Genomic DNA, 14045 nt, shown 5'->3' with positions numbered 1-14045 from the left:
CACGATACCTGTAGGAGCGGCCTTGCGCCGCGAAAGGGCCGCAAGGCGGCCCCGGCGATCTTTGCCCAACACTGAAATCCTGGGGCCGCTTCGCGACCCTTTCGCGGCGCAAGGCCGCTCCTACAGAGGGCGTGCTCCCTACGACTCGCCGCGATTCTTCTTCACGATGGCATCGGCAATGCTCGCCGGTGCTTCGGCATAGCGGGTGAATTCCATCGAGAAACTGGCCCGACCCTGGGTCATCGAGCGCATCGAGGTGGCATAGCCGAACATCTCGCCCAGCGGCACCTCGGCGCGGATCACCTTGCCGGCAGGAGTCTCGTCGCCGTCCTGGATCATCCCCCGGCGCCGGCTCAGGTCGCCGAGGATGTCGCCCTGATACTCCTCGGGCGTCACCACCTCGACCTTCATCACCGGCTCCAGCAGCACCGCGCCGCCTTTCTGCGACAGCTGCTTGGTGGCCATGGACGCGGCGATCTTGTAGGCCATCTCGTTGGAGTCGACGTCGTGGTAGGAACCGTCGAACACCGCCGCCTTGAGGTTGATCAGCGGATAGCCGGCGAGCACGCCGTTCTTCATCTGCTCTTCGATGCCTTTCTGGATCGCCGGGATGTATTCCCGTGGCACTACGCCGCCGACGACCTCGTTGATGAATTCCAGGCCTTCCTTGCCTTCGTCACCCGGGGCGAAGCGGATCCAGCAATGCCCGTACTGGCCACGGCCGCCGGACTGGCGGACGAAGCGGCCTTCGATTTCGCAGGTGTTGCGGATCTTCTCGCGGTAGGCCACCTGCGGCTTGCCGATGTTGGCCTCGACGTTGAACTCGCGGCGCATGCGGTCGACGATGATGTCCAGGTGCAGCTCACCCATGCCGGAGATGATGGTCTGGCCGGTCTCCTCGTCGGTCTTGACCCGGAACGACGGGTCCTCCTGGGCCAGCTTGCCCAGGGCGATGCCCATCTTCTCCTGGTCGCCCTTGGTCTTGGGCTCCACCGCCACCGAGATCACCGGGTCGGGGAAGTCCATGCGCTCGAGGATGATCGGCTTGTCCATGTCGCACAGGGTGTCGCCGGTGGTGACGTCCTTCATGCCGATCAGCGCGGCGATGTCGCCGGCGCATACGTCCTTGATCTCGGCGCGCTGGTTGGCGTGCATCTGCACCATGCGGCCGATGCGTTCCTTCTTGCCCTTGACCGAATTGAGCACGGCGTTGCCGGAGCTGAGCACGCCGGAATACACCCGGGCGAAGGTCAGGGTGCCGACGAACGGGTCGGTGGCGATCTTGAAGGCCAGGGCCGAGAACGGTTCCTTGTCGTCGGCGTGGCGCTCCAGGTGTTTTTCCTCGTCGTCCGGGTCGGTGCCCTTGATCGCCGGGATCTCGCTGGGGGCGGGGAGGTAGTCGATCACCGCGTCGAGCATCAGCGGCACGCCCTTGTTCTTGAACGACGAGCCGAGGATGGTCGGCACAATCTCGTTGGCGATGGTGCGCTTGCGCAGGGCGGCCTTGATTTCCTCGATGGTGAACTCCTCGCCGTCGAGGAATTTCAGGGTCAGCTCTTCACTGGCATCGGCCGCAGCCTCGATCATATGGGCACGCCATTCGTCGGCCAGGGCCTGCAGCTCGGCGGGGATCGCTTCTTCGCGGTAGCTGGTGCCCTGGTCGGCGTCGTTCCAGTAGATGGCCTTCATCTTCACCAGGTCGATCTGGCCGATGAAGTGTTCCTCGCTGCCGATGGCCAGCTGGATCGGCACCGGATGATGGCCCAGGCGCTGGTCGATCTGCTTCACCACCCGCAGGAAGTCGGCGCCCTGGCGGTCCATCTTGTTGATGTAGGCCAGGCGCGGCACATGGTACTTGTTGGCCTGGCGCCATACGGTCTCGGATTGCGGCTCGACACCGTCGGCGCCGCTGAACACCACCACCGCGCCATCGAGCACGCGCAGCGAGCGCTCGACCTCGATGGTGAAGTCGACGTGGCCGGGGGTGTCGATGATGTTGAAGCGGTACTTGTGCTCGAACTGCTTGGTCGAGCCTTGCCAGAAAGCCGTGGTGGCCGCCGAGGTGATGGTGATGCCGCGCTCCTGCTCCTGGGCCATCCAGTCCATGGTCGCGGCGCCGTCGTGCACCTCGCCCATCTTGTGGTTGACCCCGGTGTAGAACAGGATCCGCTCGGTGGTGGTGGTCTTGCCGGCATCCACGTGGGCAACGATACCGATGTTGCGGTACAGCTCGATGGGGGTCGTGCGGGCCATGGTCGGATCACCTGTGGGTGAGGATTCTCCCAAGGTAGCAGAGCGGGAGAATCCTGCCGGGGCGACCGTCAGTCGGCGAGCACCTGCAGCTGCCACTGGCCTTCGTTTTCGCGGGCCAGGCCGCTGGCCGGCAGCAGGGCCAGCAGGCGTTCGTGCAGGGCGGCTTCGGTGAATGACTTGAGGGTGGTCATGTCCAGGGCGCCGACGGTGATCAGCTCGGCCTTGGTGTACGACAGCCAGGCCTTCTTCAGTGCCATCAGCACGTCGCTGCCGGCGGTGCTGGCGAAGCGCCGGTGCAGGGTGCGGCCTTCCAGTTCGAAGCTGTGACGGTGCTCGTAGCCGCTCTCGTCGCCATTGCCCTCGACGCAGCGGTGGCAGCGGCAGGGGCCGTCGCCGAAAGCGTTGCGCAGGTAGGCGTTGAAGTCCACGACGGGCTTGAGGGTCAGGCGTTTGTCGACCTCGAACAGGTCGGCGATCAGGGGTTGTTCGGCGCTCACTCGGTATCCTCGCGTGGTGTGGCGTGCATCGGCGGGCACCCTAACAGATCGGGCCCTTCAGATCACCTTTTGCAGGCCTGGCCTCTTCGCGGGTAAACCCGCTCCCACAGGCAATGTGAAAATCCCTGTGGGAGCGGGTTTACCCGCGAAGAGGCCATTAGAGACAACAAGGGCCGCCTGCCGTACTCTACGCGCCCATACGCCTAATACACCTGTTGAGGTAACCCCGCTTGAGCACCAAGTACCCGTACACCGCCACCGTGACCATCAGCGCCGAAGACCGTGGGGGCGATACCGAGGCCTCGGAGAACACCAACATGCGCGTGGGCCTTGAGGCGGTGACCGAGGTGCTGAAGAAAGTGCATTTCGTCGGCACGCTCGCGGCCCCCGAAAAAGGCGCCACGCACATCTGCGTCACCCTGGAGAACGGCCTGACCTACTACGGCCTGATCGTCAACGGCCACGCTGAGCTCGAAGGCGGCTGGATCGCCTTCGAATGCGACATGCCCACCCCTGAAGAGCTGGGCCTGTAACCCTCAGCCCAGCTCCATGAGGCACTGCTCGAGGATATCCAGGCCTTCCTCGAGCACCTCGGGCTCGATGGTCAGCGGTGCCAACAGGCGGATGATGTGCCGCGCCTTGCCGCTGGGCATCAGCAACAACCCCTTGCTGCGCGCTGCCTCCAGCAGTTTGGCCAGTTGCGCCGGTGCCGGGCTGCCGTCCGGGTTGACGAACTCCAGCCCGCGCATGGCTCCGGTACCGGTCAGGCGTCCGAGCGCTGCGCACATTCCCGACGCTTTCCAGCGCGCATGACGCGCCACGATGGCCTGTTCCTGCCGTTCGCCCCAGGTGGCGATATTGGCGTCGGTCATCTGCGCCAGGCTCGCCAGCGCCGCCGCGCAGGCGATCGGATTGCCCGAATAGGTCCCACCCAGCCCGCCCTTGGGCAGCGCGTCCATGATCGCCTGCCGGCCGACCACAGCCCCCAGCGGCATGCCGCCGGCAATGCTCTTGGCCAGCAGCAACAGGTCCGGCTCGATGCCCAGCCGGGGGAAGGCGAAGCGCTGGCCGGTGCGGCCGAAACCGGACTGGATCTCGTCGATGATGATCAGGATCCCGTGCTCGTCGCAGAAGCGGCGCAGGGTCTGGGCGAAGGCGGGGTCGAGGGCGAGAAAGCCGCCTTCGCCCTGCACCGGCTCGAAGATGAACGCCGCCACGTCCTCCACCGCCAGTTCCACGCCGAACAGGCGCTCCATGGCCTTGAGCGCCTGCTCGCAGCTCACCCCGGTGTCCGCGCTGGGGTAGGGCAGGTGGTAGACCGGACCGGGCAGTTCACCGACCCGCTGCTTGTACGGGGCGACCTTGCCGTTGAGGTTGAGGGTGGCCAGGGTACGGCCGTGGAAACCGCCGTCGAAGGCGACGATGGCGCGCTTGCCGGTGGCGCCGCGGGCGACCTTGAGGGCGTTCTCCGCCGCTTCCGCGCCGCTGTTGGTGAGCATGCCCGCCAGCGGGTAGCTGACCGGGACGAACTGGCGCAGGCGCTCCATCAGCTCCAGGTAGGGGCCGTGGGGCGCTGCGTTGAAGGCGTAATGGGTCAGACGCGCGGCCTGCTGCTGGATGGCCTCGACCACCGCCGGGTTGCAGTGGCCCAGGTTGAGCACGCCGATACCGCCGACGAAGTCGATGTAGCGCTTGCCGGCGGTGTCCCAGACTTCGGCGTTGCGGCCGTGGGAAAGAGTGATCGGGTGAACGATGGCGATGGACTGGCTGATACTTTCCTGATTCATCTGCACGCGGCCTGTTGTTCGAGTCAGGTCGTATCCAAGCGTGGCGGGGATATATCCCGCAAACGAATTATTCGATTGCCGTCATTCGTTTTCTTCCTGAACTTGATGGGTTGTCTTTGACGTTATCCCGGGACACGCTCATTGGCGTGGAACGGGCAGGGCGCTACCATCGGCAGCCAGCCTCCTTCCCAAATCCAACAAGCCAAGGACGCGTATGACCGAGCAAGCCCTTTCCCTGCAGCAACTCGCCGCCCCTGATGGCACCTGCTATGGCTGCGGTTGTTCCCACCCCAGCGGCCTGCACGTGCAGAGTCACTGGGATGACGACGGCGTCCACCTACTGTGCCGTCATTCCCCTGATCCGACCTTCATCGGCTGGCCCGGCCTGGTCTACGGCGGCCTGCTGGCCATGCTGGTCGATTGCCATTCCAACTGGACCGCGATGGCCCACCACTATCGGGCCGAAGGCCGCGAGCCCGGCAGCCTGCCGCGTATCGACTGCGTTACCGGCCAGCTCAGCCTGACCTACCTCAAGCCCACGCCGATGGGCGTCGAGCTGCAGCTCAAGGCGCGGGTCGAGGGTGAGGTAGGGCGCAAGAGCCGGGTGATCTGCGAGGTCTGGGCCGGTGATGTGCTGACCGTCACCGCTGACTCGGTGTTTGTCCGGGTCGATACCGAGAAGCTCAAGCGCCAGGCTCACGGCGACGCCTGAACCTTGCGCCGGTTGGGAGGGGCTGGCATTGTCGAGGGTGATCCGGATGCCCGACAGGATGTTGCCATGCCCTACCAGATCCGCCCGGCCCGCAGGGACGATTGCGCAGTCCTGAGCCATATCGGCCAGGCCACCTTCGCCCTGGCCAGCCCGCCCGACAGTGCCCCGGCGGCGCAGCAGCATTACATCACCCACAACCTGCAGCCCGAGCATTTCCAGGCGCACCTGTGCCACCCGCACAAGCGCCTGCTGGTGGTCGAGCAGGACGGCCAGGTGCTGGGCTACAGCATGCTCGACCTGGCACCCGGTGAACTGGGGATCGCCGCGGCCGATCAGCTGGTGGAGATTTCCCGCTGCTATGTGCTGCCCGTCGCCCACGGCACAGGCGCCGCGCAGTCGCTGCTCGAGTCTATCTTGTCCCACACCTGTGGCCCGGTTCGCCTGACCGTCAACGAACTCAACGCCAAGGCCATCCGTTTCTACGAGCGCAATGGCTTTCGCAAGGTGGGCGAGGCGATCTTTCCCTGCGGTGACGAGCGGCACCGAGACTGGGTGATGGTCAGGACGCCCGACAGTCTTTAAATTGAATCCCCCAACCTTCAGGGCGCGAACATGACCGATCTTTGTGCATTCCCCATCACCCGCAAATGGCCGGCCCGGCATCCCGAGCGCCTGCAACTGTATTCGCTGGCCACGCCCAACGGCGTCAAGGTCTCGATCATGCTCGAGGAGATCGGCCTGCCCTACGAGGTGCACAAGGTCAGCTTCGACAACGACGACCAGCTGAGCCCCGAGTTCATCTCCCTGAGCGCCAACAACAAGATTCCGGCAATCCTCGACCCCGATGGCCCTGGTGGCCAGCCGCTGCCGTTGTTCGAGTCGGGGGCGATTCTGCAGTACCTGGCCGAGAAGAGCGGGCAGTTGCTCAGCCAGGATCCTGCCCAGCGCTACCAGACCCTGCAGTGGCTGATGTTCCAGATGGGCGGCATCGGGCCGATGTTCGGCCAGGTGGGGTTCTTCCACTTCTTTGCCGGCAAGGAATACGAGGACAAGCGGCCCCGGGATCGCTACGTCAATGAGTCCAAGCGCCTGCTGGGCGTGCTCGACCGCCATCTGCAGGGGCGCGAGTGGATGGTCGATGCGTACAGCATCGCCGATATCGCCATCTTCCCCTGGGTGCGCAACCTGGTGGAGCGCTACAACGCGCGCGAGTTGGTGGGGTTCGATAATTTCAGGGAAGTGCAGCGGGTGCTGGCCAAGTTCCTCGAGCGCCCGGCGGTCCAGCGCGGTTTGAAGATCCCGGCCTGACAGGGGATCCGTGGGAGCGGGCTTGCCCCGCGATAGCGTCGGAAAATTCAGTATCGCTATCGCGGGGCAAGCCCGCTCCCACGCTGGTAATCCTGCGCGATCGCCTGCAGATTCAGCGACATTCAGAGAATCTGGTTCAGCAACCAGTACAAGCACCCCGCCAGCAACATCGCCGCCGGCAAGGTCAACACCCAGGCCATCAACAGGTTGACCAGCGTCTTGCGTTGAATTCCCGAGCCATTGGCCACCATGCTCCCGGCCACGCCCGAGCTCAGCACGTGGGTGGTCGACACCGGCAGGCCGAACATGTCCGCCGCGCCGATGGTGCACATCGCCACCACCTCGGCCGAAGCGCCCTGGGCGTAGCTCAGGTGGGTCTTGCCGATTTTCTCGCCCACCGTCACCACGATGCGCCGCCAGCCGACCATGGTGCCCAGGCCCAGGGCGATGGCCACCGCCACCTTGACCCACAGCGGGATATAGCGGGTGGCGTCGTCCAGCTGGCGCTTGAACAGTTGCACATGGCGCGTGGTGTCGGCGTCGTAGTGGGCCAATCGGTGCTTGTCGATCAGGCGGATGGCCTCGCTGGTCAGGTACATGTCGTTACGCACGTTGGCCATGGCCTCGGCCGGCACGCGCTTGAGCGAACCATAGCCTTTGACTTCCTCGCCGATCATGCCGGTCAGCGCGGCCAGCGCCGGGACCAGCTCGGCGCTGGCCTTGGGCTCGGAGATGAACGCGGTCAGCACCTGGCGCGGATCGGCCGGTGCGGGGGCCGGCGCGGCGCGCACCAGGGCCTGGCGGGTGACCTCGGCGACCGCCGAGAACTGCAGGGCCTGCTCGTTGGGCATGGTCTTGTTCAGCGCATAGGCCATCGGCAGGGTGCCGACCAGGATCAGCATGATCAGGCCCATGCCTTTCTGGCCATCGTTGGAGCCATGGGCGAACGACACGCCGGTGCAGGTGAGGATCAGCACGCCACGGATCCACCAGGGCGGCGGTGTCTGGCCTTCTGGCGCCTGGTACAGCTCGCGGCGCTTGACCAGCGCGCGCAGGGCGAGCAGCAGCAGGGCGGCGCAGGCGAAGCCGATCAGGGGCGAGAACAGCAGGGCATAACCGACCTTGCTGGCCTGGGTCCAGTCCACGCCGCTGGTGCCGTCGCGCCCGTGCATCAGCGCGTTGGCCACGCCCACGCCGATGATCGAGCCGATCAGGGTATGCGAGGACGACGCCGGCAGACCCAGCCACCAGGTGCCGAGGTTCCAGATGATCGCCGCCAGCAGCAGGGCGAAGACCATGGCGAAGCCGGTCGACGAGCCGACCTGCAGGATCAGCTCCACCGGCAGCAGGGCGATGATGCCGAAGGCCACCGCGCCGCTGGAGAGCAGCACGCCGAGGAAGTTGCACAACCCCGACCAGACCACCGCCACCGGCGCCGGCAACGAATGGGTGTAGATCACCGTGGCCACCGCGTTGGCGGTGTCGTGGAAGCCGTTGACGAACTCGAAGCCCAGGGCGATCAGCAGGGCCAGGCCCAGCAGCAGGAAGGGGGTGACGGTGGTGACCACGGTGCCGCTGGCGCTGACATCCTGCTTGAGGCTCCAGAAGGTGTAGGCCAGGCCGGCCAGCAGCAGGCCGAAGAACAGGGTGAGGGTGGCGCGTCCGGGACGGTGGGACAGGTGGGGGCGGGAGTCGAGCTTGGGCAGCGCGTCCTGGCTGACCAGCAAGGGAGTTGTCATGATGGCTCCGGGGGCTTCGACGGAGAGGGGAAGGTTTCCTATCCTAGAAACAATCTGTTACTCCCGCGTGACCTCGGTCAACGGAACCTCTAGTCTAGAAGGCACCACGCAATTGCCAAGCGAGTTTCCGATGATCTGTTGCAAGCGGGTGTACGATCCCGTCATGGCGAGCGATGGCCAACGTGTGCTGGTCGACCGCCTGTGGCCGCGCAACACGCGCAAGGAAGACCTGCACGGGCAGTGGCTGCGCGAAGTGGCGCCGTCCGACGCATTGCGCAAGGCGTTTCACGCCGGCGAGTTCGACTTTGCCGGTTTTACCCAGCGCTACCAGCAGGAACTGGCCGCTCACCCCGAGCATTGGTACCCGCTGCTGGACCTGGCTGGCAAAGGCGACCTGACCTTGCTGTACGCCGGCAAGGACACCGAGCACAACAACGCCCAGGTCCTGGCCCGGTGGCTGGAGGACGAACTGGAACGCCGTGGCCCGGCCAGTTCGCCGGTGTGCTATGCCCCTTGAACTGATTCCTGCCAGCGACGAACACCTGACGTTTGCCCGTGACCTCACGCGCCGCGCCATGCTGCCGTATTACCGCGAATTCGATCTGTTGTGGATCGAGGAAGCCTTCGACGAAGCCTGGGGCTGGCGCGAACAGTGGCTGGTGGTCGAGGACGACCGGGTGCTGGGCTTTTGCAGCCTTAGCCAGGACCGCCAGGCGCTGTACATCCGCGAGCTGCACCTGTTGCCCGAGCAGCGCGGCCGGGGCGTGGGAGGTTGGGTGCTGGAGCAGTTGGCCGGCTGGACCGCGCAGCGTGGGTTGCCCTGGCTGCGGTTGATGGTGTTCAGCAGCAATCCGGCGCGGCGCCTGTACCAGCGCCGTGGGTTCGTCGAGGTCGGGATGGACGAGTGCTTTGTGCGGATGCAGCGCCCGGCACCTTGACGCGATCCTGTGTAGGAGCGGCCTTGCGCCGCGAAAGGGCCGCAACGCGGCCCCGGCGATCTTTGCTTTAACGCTCAAATCCTGGGGCCGCTCCGCGCCCCTTTCGCGGCACAAGGCCGCTCCTACAAGGGGCGGTGTATTTCAGTCCTGGCGCACCCTGACCATCTGTCCCTGAACCAGCATCGCCTCCAGCACCGGCCCCTGCAACGCCAGCAGGTCGCCGGCCAGCAGGTTCTGCAGCAGCGCCTTGCCATCGAAGCGATTGCCTCCCAGTTCGACCTCGCGCACGCCCTCGACCCGCACCACCGCCTTGCCCACCTGCCCCAGGCGGTTGCCGCTGATCACCAGCGGCCCGGGCTGCGGCGTGGCGTTGCGCAGGCTGACGGCGTACTCCGGGGTGTTGCCGATACGGTTGCCCACCAGGGTCAGGGCCGTGACCTCGCTGGCATCCACGGCGCTGCCCTGGCTGCTGGCCAGCAGGTTGTCGTCGATCAGCAGCGGGGCTTCGGTCGTCGGCGCGAGGTTGCGCAGCTGGATGCCATGGCCACGGCTGTCGCCGATGCGGTTGCCGGCCAGCAGCACGGCGCCGCGCTGGTCGCTGATCTCGATGGCGGCCTTGGCGGCGCCGAGGATCAGGTTGTTTTCGATCAATGCCCGCGTCTGGCCACGCAGGCGCACGCCGCTGTTGTTGTCGACCCCACGCAGCTGGTTGCCACGCAGGCTCAGCTGGCTGTCGCGGGCGTCGATGGCGTACTGCTGCGAGCCTTCGAAACGGCTGTCGACGATGGTCGCCTGGCTGTGCTGCAGCTCCACCGCGCTGGACAGCTCGCTGAAATGACTGGCCTCCACCAGCAGCGTGGCCGGACGCGTGCTGGACGGCTGCTGGGTGCTGAGCGCGGTACTCAGGCCGCGGGACAGGTTGGTGTTGTAGCCCAGGCGTTTGAGCGTCGAGCCGATCACCTGGGTATGGCTGCCAGCCCAGGCCACCACGAAGGGCCGCCAGGCGCGGTTGGTGTTGCCGGGCTTGTCGCCAGCGACGCTCTCCAGCGTCGATTGGTTCAGCCCCAGCCAGCCCTGGTTGATCAGCGCGGTGCCGGAGTAGCTGTACAGGTAGAGGCTCGTGCCCTCCAGCAGCAGCCCGGCATCGGCGCCGATCATCAACGGGTAGCTGAGCAGGTAGCCGTCCTTGTAGCGCTTGAGGACCCGTGGGTCGTGCAGCGCATCGTGCAGCTGCGCCAGGGTGATGCTGCCACCGCGCAGCACCACGGCCTGCGGGTGATGCGCCTGGTAGCCGGCTATGGCGCGGAACAGGCCGTTGTTGACGAACGGCTCGAACGGCCAGCTGCCGGCCTGGGACGAGAACATCGGTTGCAGGCTGACACTGGCGCGGCCCGCGGGTGGCGGGCGGCGTGCCTGCTCGAAGGTCACCGCCTGGCGGGCCTGGTGGCGCAGTTGCTCCAGCTGCTGCTGATACTGCGCCTGGGGCAGGGTGTCCATCACCGTCGCGGCCTGGGCAGTCGTCGCCAGCAGCAGGGCGGCCAGGCAGGTGAGGGAAAAGCGGCTGAACGGTGCCATGGGAGCGTCCTTGATCAAGGCAGGTTGGGGTAGGCCGGCTTGAGCGGGCCGCCGATCTGGCTGTAGTTGTCCACCTCGCCGTCTTCACTGTCGTACAGCTGGCGGGCGAGGGCATGCCCGGGCCGGCGGGCCAGGAACGGTATCAGCCAGGCCAGCTTGTAGGGCGCGACGTCGGCCTGGCGCTGGCCCTTGAGCTGGGGCAGGGAGTCCGGGGCGAGCACGCTGCGGGCGGCGAAGGTGGCCAGCTGGTCGAGGGTACGCTGGTCGTCCTCGCTCCAGGCCAGGCCGTTGGCCCGGGCCGACTCGCCGAGCAGCACCAGCGGCACCAGGGCGTACTGGCTGTAGTTGGCGGCCAGCTTGCTGCGTGCCACTTCCAGCGGCAGGTAGGCTTGGTCGCCATGGCGCACGGCCTGGGCCAGGCCCCGGCGCAGGTTGCCGTCGGCCCAGCGGATAAAGTCGTCGCGGTCCACCAGCATGCCGGCGGCGGCCACCGCCCAGGCGGCCCAGTAGTCGTGGTTGTTGAAGTAGACCGTGGTGGACTGGCGGCGCGGGTCGTATTCGCGGATCACCTGCTCGCCGAGCTGGGTGAACCAGCGTCGTTGCACGGGGCTGAGCGACGTCTTGCCGTCGGCCGCGGCCTGGGTCAGCAGCACCGCGCCGGCCATGGCCGCCAGGGCCCACTTGCGCGCTGCCATGCCGGTGTTGCTGGCGTCCGGGTCGAGCAGGGCACCCGCTTGCGCCCAGTGTTCCAGCCACTGGTCCTGGCAGGCCAGGGCCATGTTGGCCTGCTGCGGCTTGCTGGCGTTCTGAAAGCGCTTGCCGGCCTGGATCAGGCCGCCGACGAACTGCTTGAGCTGCCGGGCGACCCGCTCGCTGTCGACGTCGGGGCTGGCGCGCAGGGTGGACTTGCTGGCGTCGCGTGGGTCGTACTTGCTTTGCAGGTGCAGACTGCCGGTATAGGGCGGTGGTGGTGCCTTGCTGCAGGTCAGGGTGCGGTAGTCGGCGATCATGGCCGATTGCGCGGTGGCGCGGGCGGGCCAGATGGTTTGCGCGGCGTGGGCCGTGGGGGTGAGCAAGGCCAGGGCTGCCAGGGTGAGCGTGAACCTGTGGGGGCGCTTTGCGCCTCTTTCGCGGCGCAAGGCCGCTCCTACAGGAATTGCGTGGGTGCGGTTCACAGGCACAGGCGGGTCTCCACATCGGTGGCGGCGGTGCCGGCCTTGGTCGGTTCGAGGAACACCGAGAGCAGGTTGGCGCCGGCGAACTCGGGGGCCTTGCTCAGTTCGAGGTAGTACTGGCCGCCGCTTACCGCAGCCTCACGCCGGAACCACACCTTGTCGCGGGCGCCATTGTCGTAATAGACGATGAGGTAGAAGTCCTTGACGCTCCTGTCGCTCAGGCGGATATCGAGAAAGCCCTTGGACACGGCCTGCCGGGCGCTGCCGGCATTGCTCAGCAGTTCGATGCGCTCGCCGACCTTGAGTGGCGGACGCTGCTGTTTCGTGCCAAGGATTTCCCTGGACGCCCTGCAGCCGCCGTGTATCGCCGGCACCAGCTGGCGGTACATCAACGGCGAATCCAGGCGGTAGTTGGCCGGCAGTTCCCAGACGATCAGCTTGGGCGGCGCCTCGGGCTTGTAGTCGGCGGACAGCAGGTACTCCAGCAGCGAGCCGTCCTCGCCCACGCCGGGCAGGGCGTAGTTGAGTACATCCGCTTCCAGGTACTGCTTCAGGTAGCCGTCGAAGTTGAACTGCTTGCTCTCGTCCTCGCGGGCCGCCGCGTTGCTGTCGCCGACCAGGATCACCTCGGGATCGGGGGCTTCGTCGAACAGGGCGTCGCTGCTGTCGGCCACCGGCACGGTCTGGTAACCGCGCACGTACTGGAAACCGTAGTTGTTGCCGCAGATGTAGCTCAGGGCCAGGTTCAGGGTGCCGTCCTTGGGCACCATCACGCCGGGCTCGGTGCTGTAGCGCTTTTTGGTCAGGCTGTTGTAGAACGGCTGGCGGCGGATCTCCTCGGCCATGAGCCTGGCCGTTGCCTCGGCGCCGGCCGGGGTCCAGTGGTGGTCGCGGCGGAAGAAGTATTCGCCCTGGGGCGGCTGGCGCACCAGCTGCATCATCGGCGCCACCACCGCGCCGGCCTGGCGCAGCTGCCCCAGGTAGCTGTCGAGGTTGCGGCTGGCGCGCGCGTAGTCGAACCCGTGCAGTTGCTCGGCGTAGAGCTTGTCGCGGTGCATAAGGCCGCGGGTCGGCTGGATCGCCATGGCCACCTGGATGCCCTGGCGGTGGAACGCGTCCATCAGCCGGGCGAACTCCGGGCGCATGGGCGCGGGAATGCCGAAGTCATTGGTCAGGTCGACCATCGAGCGGAACAGCCAGCGCTCCTTGCCGGGGACGATCTGGCGCATCAGCTTCATGCGCCCTTCGGCATAGTGCTGCGGTTCGGCCAGGGCCGGGCAGACCATGCACTGCAGGTTTTCGCAGCCGGGCCGGACGGGCTCGGCGGCCTTTGCCTGCGCGCCGAGCAGGGCCAGGGTGGCCGCGAGGCCGAGGGGGAGGAGGGTGTTCATGGGCCAGTCATCCTTGCGTGCGGCACGGCGTCACTCGGTCGGGTCGATGCTGTTGGCCAGGCTCAGGCTGCGGTTGCCTGGCAGCAGCACATAGCTGTACGAGCGGCCCTTCTTGAGGAACAGCTCATCGAAGCTGGCCACTTCCTGGCCACCGACGTAGGCGGCGAAGTCGATCTTGATCTCGTTGACCATGCGCGCGCCGGTCTGGCCGCTGGCCAGGGCCTTGACCACCTCGTGCTTGCCGTCGGCGGTGCGCAGCGTGGCCTGGGACGGGGTCAAGTTGTAGAAGGCCACCTGGGCCTTCTTCGGCTCGTTGACGTACTGGTCGGCGATCAACTGCAGCTGCTTGCCGTCGTAGACCACGGTGCTGGCGGCATTGGCCACCAGGGTCGGTTCGATGGCCTTGGCGCCGATACCGATCCTGTGCACGCCGGCCGGCACGAAGCGGTAGCCGCTGAGCTGGCCGGGGGCGACCTTCTGCGGGTTGAGCTTGCCGCTGAGGGCCACCTCGACGTTGCCGTCGGACAGGTTGAGCACACGCACGAACGCAGAATCGGCCGGGGCCACGGCGTCGTACAGGTCGGCATTGCCTTCGGCGGCCAGGGCGGCGTGGCTGGCACAGGTCAGGGCCAGGGCGGTGAACAGGGGCGAAAGCTTCATCAGGTTCTCC

The 14045-nt window shown here is 66.5% G+C and carries 14 protein-coding genes; 6 read left to right on the top strand and 8 right to left on the bottom strand.

The genetic code is table 11. The annotated features are described in order from the left end of the window. Nucleotides 1–138: 138 nt before the first annotated feature. Nucleotides 139–2253, bottom strand: coding sequence for an elongation factor G (fusA, locus tag POF53_RS18875; protein WP_254464967.1), 2115 nt, complete (start codon nt 2251–2253; stop codon nt 139–141). Nucleotides 2254–2321: 68 nt separating this feature from the next. Further along, entirely contained in the window at nt 2322–2750 is a 429-nt protein-coding gene (locus POF53_RS18870; RefSeq protein WP_498968963.1) for a hypothetical protein, read from the bottom strand. 230 nt (nt 2751–2980) lie between these two features. On the opposite strand from POF53_RS18870, the gene POF53_RS18865 reads away from it, so the two are divergent. Further along, nucleotides 2981–3283: a hypothetical protein gene (locus POF53_RS18865; protein WP_110738050.1), complete on the top strand. Its 303-nt coding sequence runs from the start codon at nt 2981–2983 to the stop codon at nt 3281–3283. A gap of 3 nt (nt 3284–3286) precedes the next feature. Here POF53_RS18865 and POF53_RS18860 read toward each other — a convergent pair whose 3' ends face one another. Then, nucleotides 3287–4537 carry a 2-aminoadipate transaminase gene (locus POF53_RS18860; protein ID WP_498968961.1) on the bottom strand — a complete coding sequence of 417 codons (1251 nt, stop codon included), beginning with the start codon at nt 4535–4537 and terminating at the stop codon, nt 3287–3289. A gap of 214 nt (nt 4538–4751) precedes the next feature. On the opposite strand from POF53_RS18860, the gene POF53_RS18855 reads away from it, so the two are divergent. From POF53_RS18855 to POF53_RS18845, 3 genes are all read left to right on the top strand, one after another. Further along, a complete protein-coding gene (locus POF53_RS18855; protein WP_203652045.1) occupies nt 4752–5249 on the top strand; it encodes a PaaI family thioesterase in 498 nt (165 codons plus the stop codon). 66 nt (nt 5250–5315) lie between these two features. After that, nucleotides 5316–5831, top strand: coding sequence for a GNAT family N-acetyltransferase (locus POF53_RS18850; RefSeq protein WP_203652046.1), 516 nt, complete (start codon nt 5316–5318; stop codon nt 5829–5831). Between the two features lie 30 nt (nt 5832–5861). Next, nucleotides 5862–6557, top strand: a complete 696-nt coding sequence (locus tag POF53_RS18845; RefSeq protein ID WP_232857033.1) for a glutathione S-transferase N-terminal domain-containing protein — start codon at nt 5862–5864, stop codon at nt 6555–6557. Between the two features lie 122 nt (nt 6558–6679). Here the strand turns inward: POF53_RS18845 and POF53_RS18840 are convergent, their stop codons facing one another. Continuing rightward, entirely contained in the window at nt 6680–8296 is a 1617-nt protein-coding gene (locus POF53_RS18840; protein WP_232857034.1) for an inorganic phosphate transporter, read from the bottom strand. Nucleotides 8297–8426: 130 nt separating this feature from the next. Here POF53_RS18840 and POF53_RS18835 point away from each other — a divergent pair, with 130 nt between their 5' ends. Together POF53_RS18835 and POF53_RS18830 are read left to right on the top strand one after the other, a co-directional pair. Next, nucleotides 8427–8813 (top strand): DUF488 domain-containing protein, encoded by a 387-nt coding sequence (locus tag POF53_RS18835; RefSeq protein WP_186714710.1) that lies wholly within the window; start codon nt 8427–8429, stop codon nt 8811–8813. Further along, entirely contained in the window at nt 8803–9234 is a 432-nt protein-coding gene (locus tag POF53_RS18830) for a GNAT family N-acetyltransferase (protein ID WP_203652052.1), read from the top strand. Before POF53_RS18835 ends, POF53_RS18830 begins: the two co-directional genes overlap by 11 nt. A 141-nt stretch (nt 9235–9375) precedes the next feature. Here POF53_RS18830 and POF53_RS18825 read toward each other — a convergent pair whose 3' ends face one another. Genes POF53_RS18825 through POF53_RS18810 form a run of 4 tightly spaced genes read right to left on the bottom strand, consistent with a single transcriptional unit; the run spans nt 9376 to nt 14035 of the window. Further along, nucleotides 9376–10809: a right-handed parallel beta-helix repeat-containing protein gene (locus POF53_RS18825; RefSeq protein WP_498968957.1), complete on the bottom strand. Its 1434-nt coding sequence runs from the start codon at nt 10807–10809 to the stop codon at nt 9376–9378. Between the two features lie 14 nt (nt 10810–10823). Continuing rightward, nucleotides 10824–11984, bottom strand: coding sequence for a polysaccharide lyase (locus tag POF53_RS18820; protein WP_498968976.1), 1161 nt, complete (start codon nt 11982–11984; stop codon nt 10824–10826). Then, complete coding sequence (locus tag POF53_RS18815) at nt 11981–13375, bottom strand: alginate O-acetyltransferase AlgX-related protein (protein ID WP_232857037.1); 1395 nt, start codon at nt 13373–13375, stop codon at nt 11981–11983. The genes POF53_RS18820 and POF53_RS18815 overlap by 4 nt, the downstream gene beginning before the upstream one ends. Nucleotides 13376–13405: 30 nt before the next feature. Further along, nucleotides 13406–14035: an alginate O-acetyltransferase AlgF gene (locus POF53_RS18810; RefSeq protein WP_203652062.1), complete on the bottom strand. Its 630-nt coding sequence runs from the start codon at nt 14033–14035 to the stop codon at nt 13406–13408. Nucleotides 14036–14045 lie beyond the last annotated feature (10 nt).

Origin of the sequence: Mitsuaria sp. RG (assembly GCF_028369275.1) — a bacterium.
Taxonomy (GTDB): Bacteria; Pseudomonadota; Gammaproteobacteria; order Pseudomonadales; family Pseudomonadaceae; genus Aquipseudomonas; species Aquipseudomonas peradeniyensis.
Note: the sequence above shows the minus strand (reverse complement) of the source record. Positions and strands in the feature narration are given on the sequence as shown.

What these genes read in the sequence shown, in the direction of transcription:
- fusA (WP_254464967.1), bottom strand. Translation starts at nt 2,253, where the DNA reads ATGGCCCGCACGACCCCCATCGAGCTGTACCGCAACATCGGTATCGTT.
- POF53_RS18860 (WP_498968961.1), bottom strand. Translation starts at nt 4,537, where the DNA reads ATGAATCAGGAAAGTATCAGCCAGTCCATCGCCATCGTTCACCCGATC.
- POF53_RS18855 (WP_203652045.1), top strand. Translation starts at nt 4,752, where the DNA reads ATGACCGAGCAAGCCCTTTCCCTGCAGCAACTCGCCGCCCCTGATGGC.
- POF53_RS18850 (WP_203652046.1), top strand. Translation starts at nt 5,316, where the DNA reads ATGCCCTACCAGATCCGCCCGGCCCGCAGGGACGATTGCGCAGTCCTG.
- POF53_RS18845 (WP_232857033.1), top strand. Translation starts at nt 5,862, where the DNA reads ATGACCGATCTTTGTGCATTCCCCATCACCCGCAAATGGCCGGCCCGG.
- POF53_RS18840 (WP_232857034.1), bottom strand. Translation starts at nt 8,296, where the DNA reads ATGACAACTCCCTTGCTGGTCAGCCAGGACGCGCTGCCCAAGCTCGAC.
- POF53_RS18835 (WP_186714710.1), top strand. Translation starts at nt 8,427, where the DNA reads ATGATCTGTTGCAAGCGGGTGTACGATCCCGTCATGGCGAGCGATGGC.
- POF53_RS18830 (WP_203652052.1), top strand. Translation starts at nt 8,803, where the DNA reads ATGCCCCTTGAACTGATTCCTGCCAGCGACGAACACCTGACGTTTGCC.
- POF53_RS18825 (WP_498968957.1), bottom strand. Translation starts at nt 10,809, where the DNA reads ATGGCACCGTTCAGCCGCTTTTCCCTCACCTGCCTGGCCGCCCTGCTG.
- POF53_RS18815 (WP_232857037.1), bottom strand. Translation starts at nt 13,375, where the DNA reads ATGAACACCCTCCTCCCCCTCGGCCTCGCGGCCACCCTGGCCCTGCTC.
- POF53_RS18810 (WP_203652062.1), bottom strand. Translation starts at nt 14,035, where the DNA reads ATGAAGCTTTCGCCCCTGTTCACCGCCCTGGCCCTGACCTGTGCCAGC.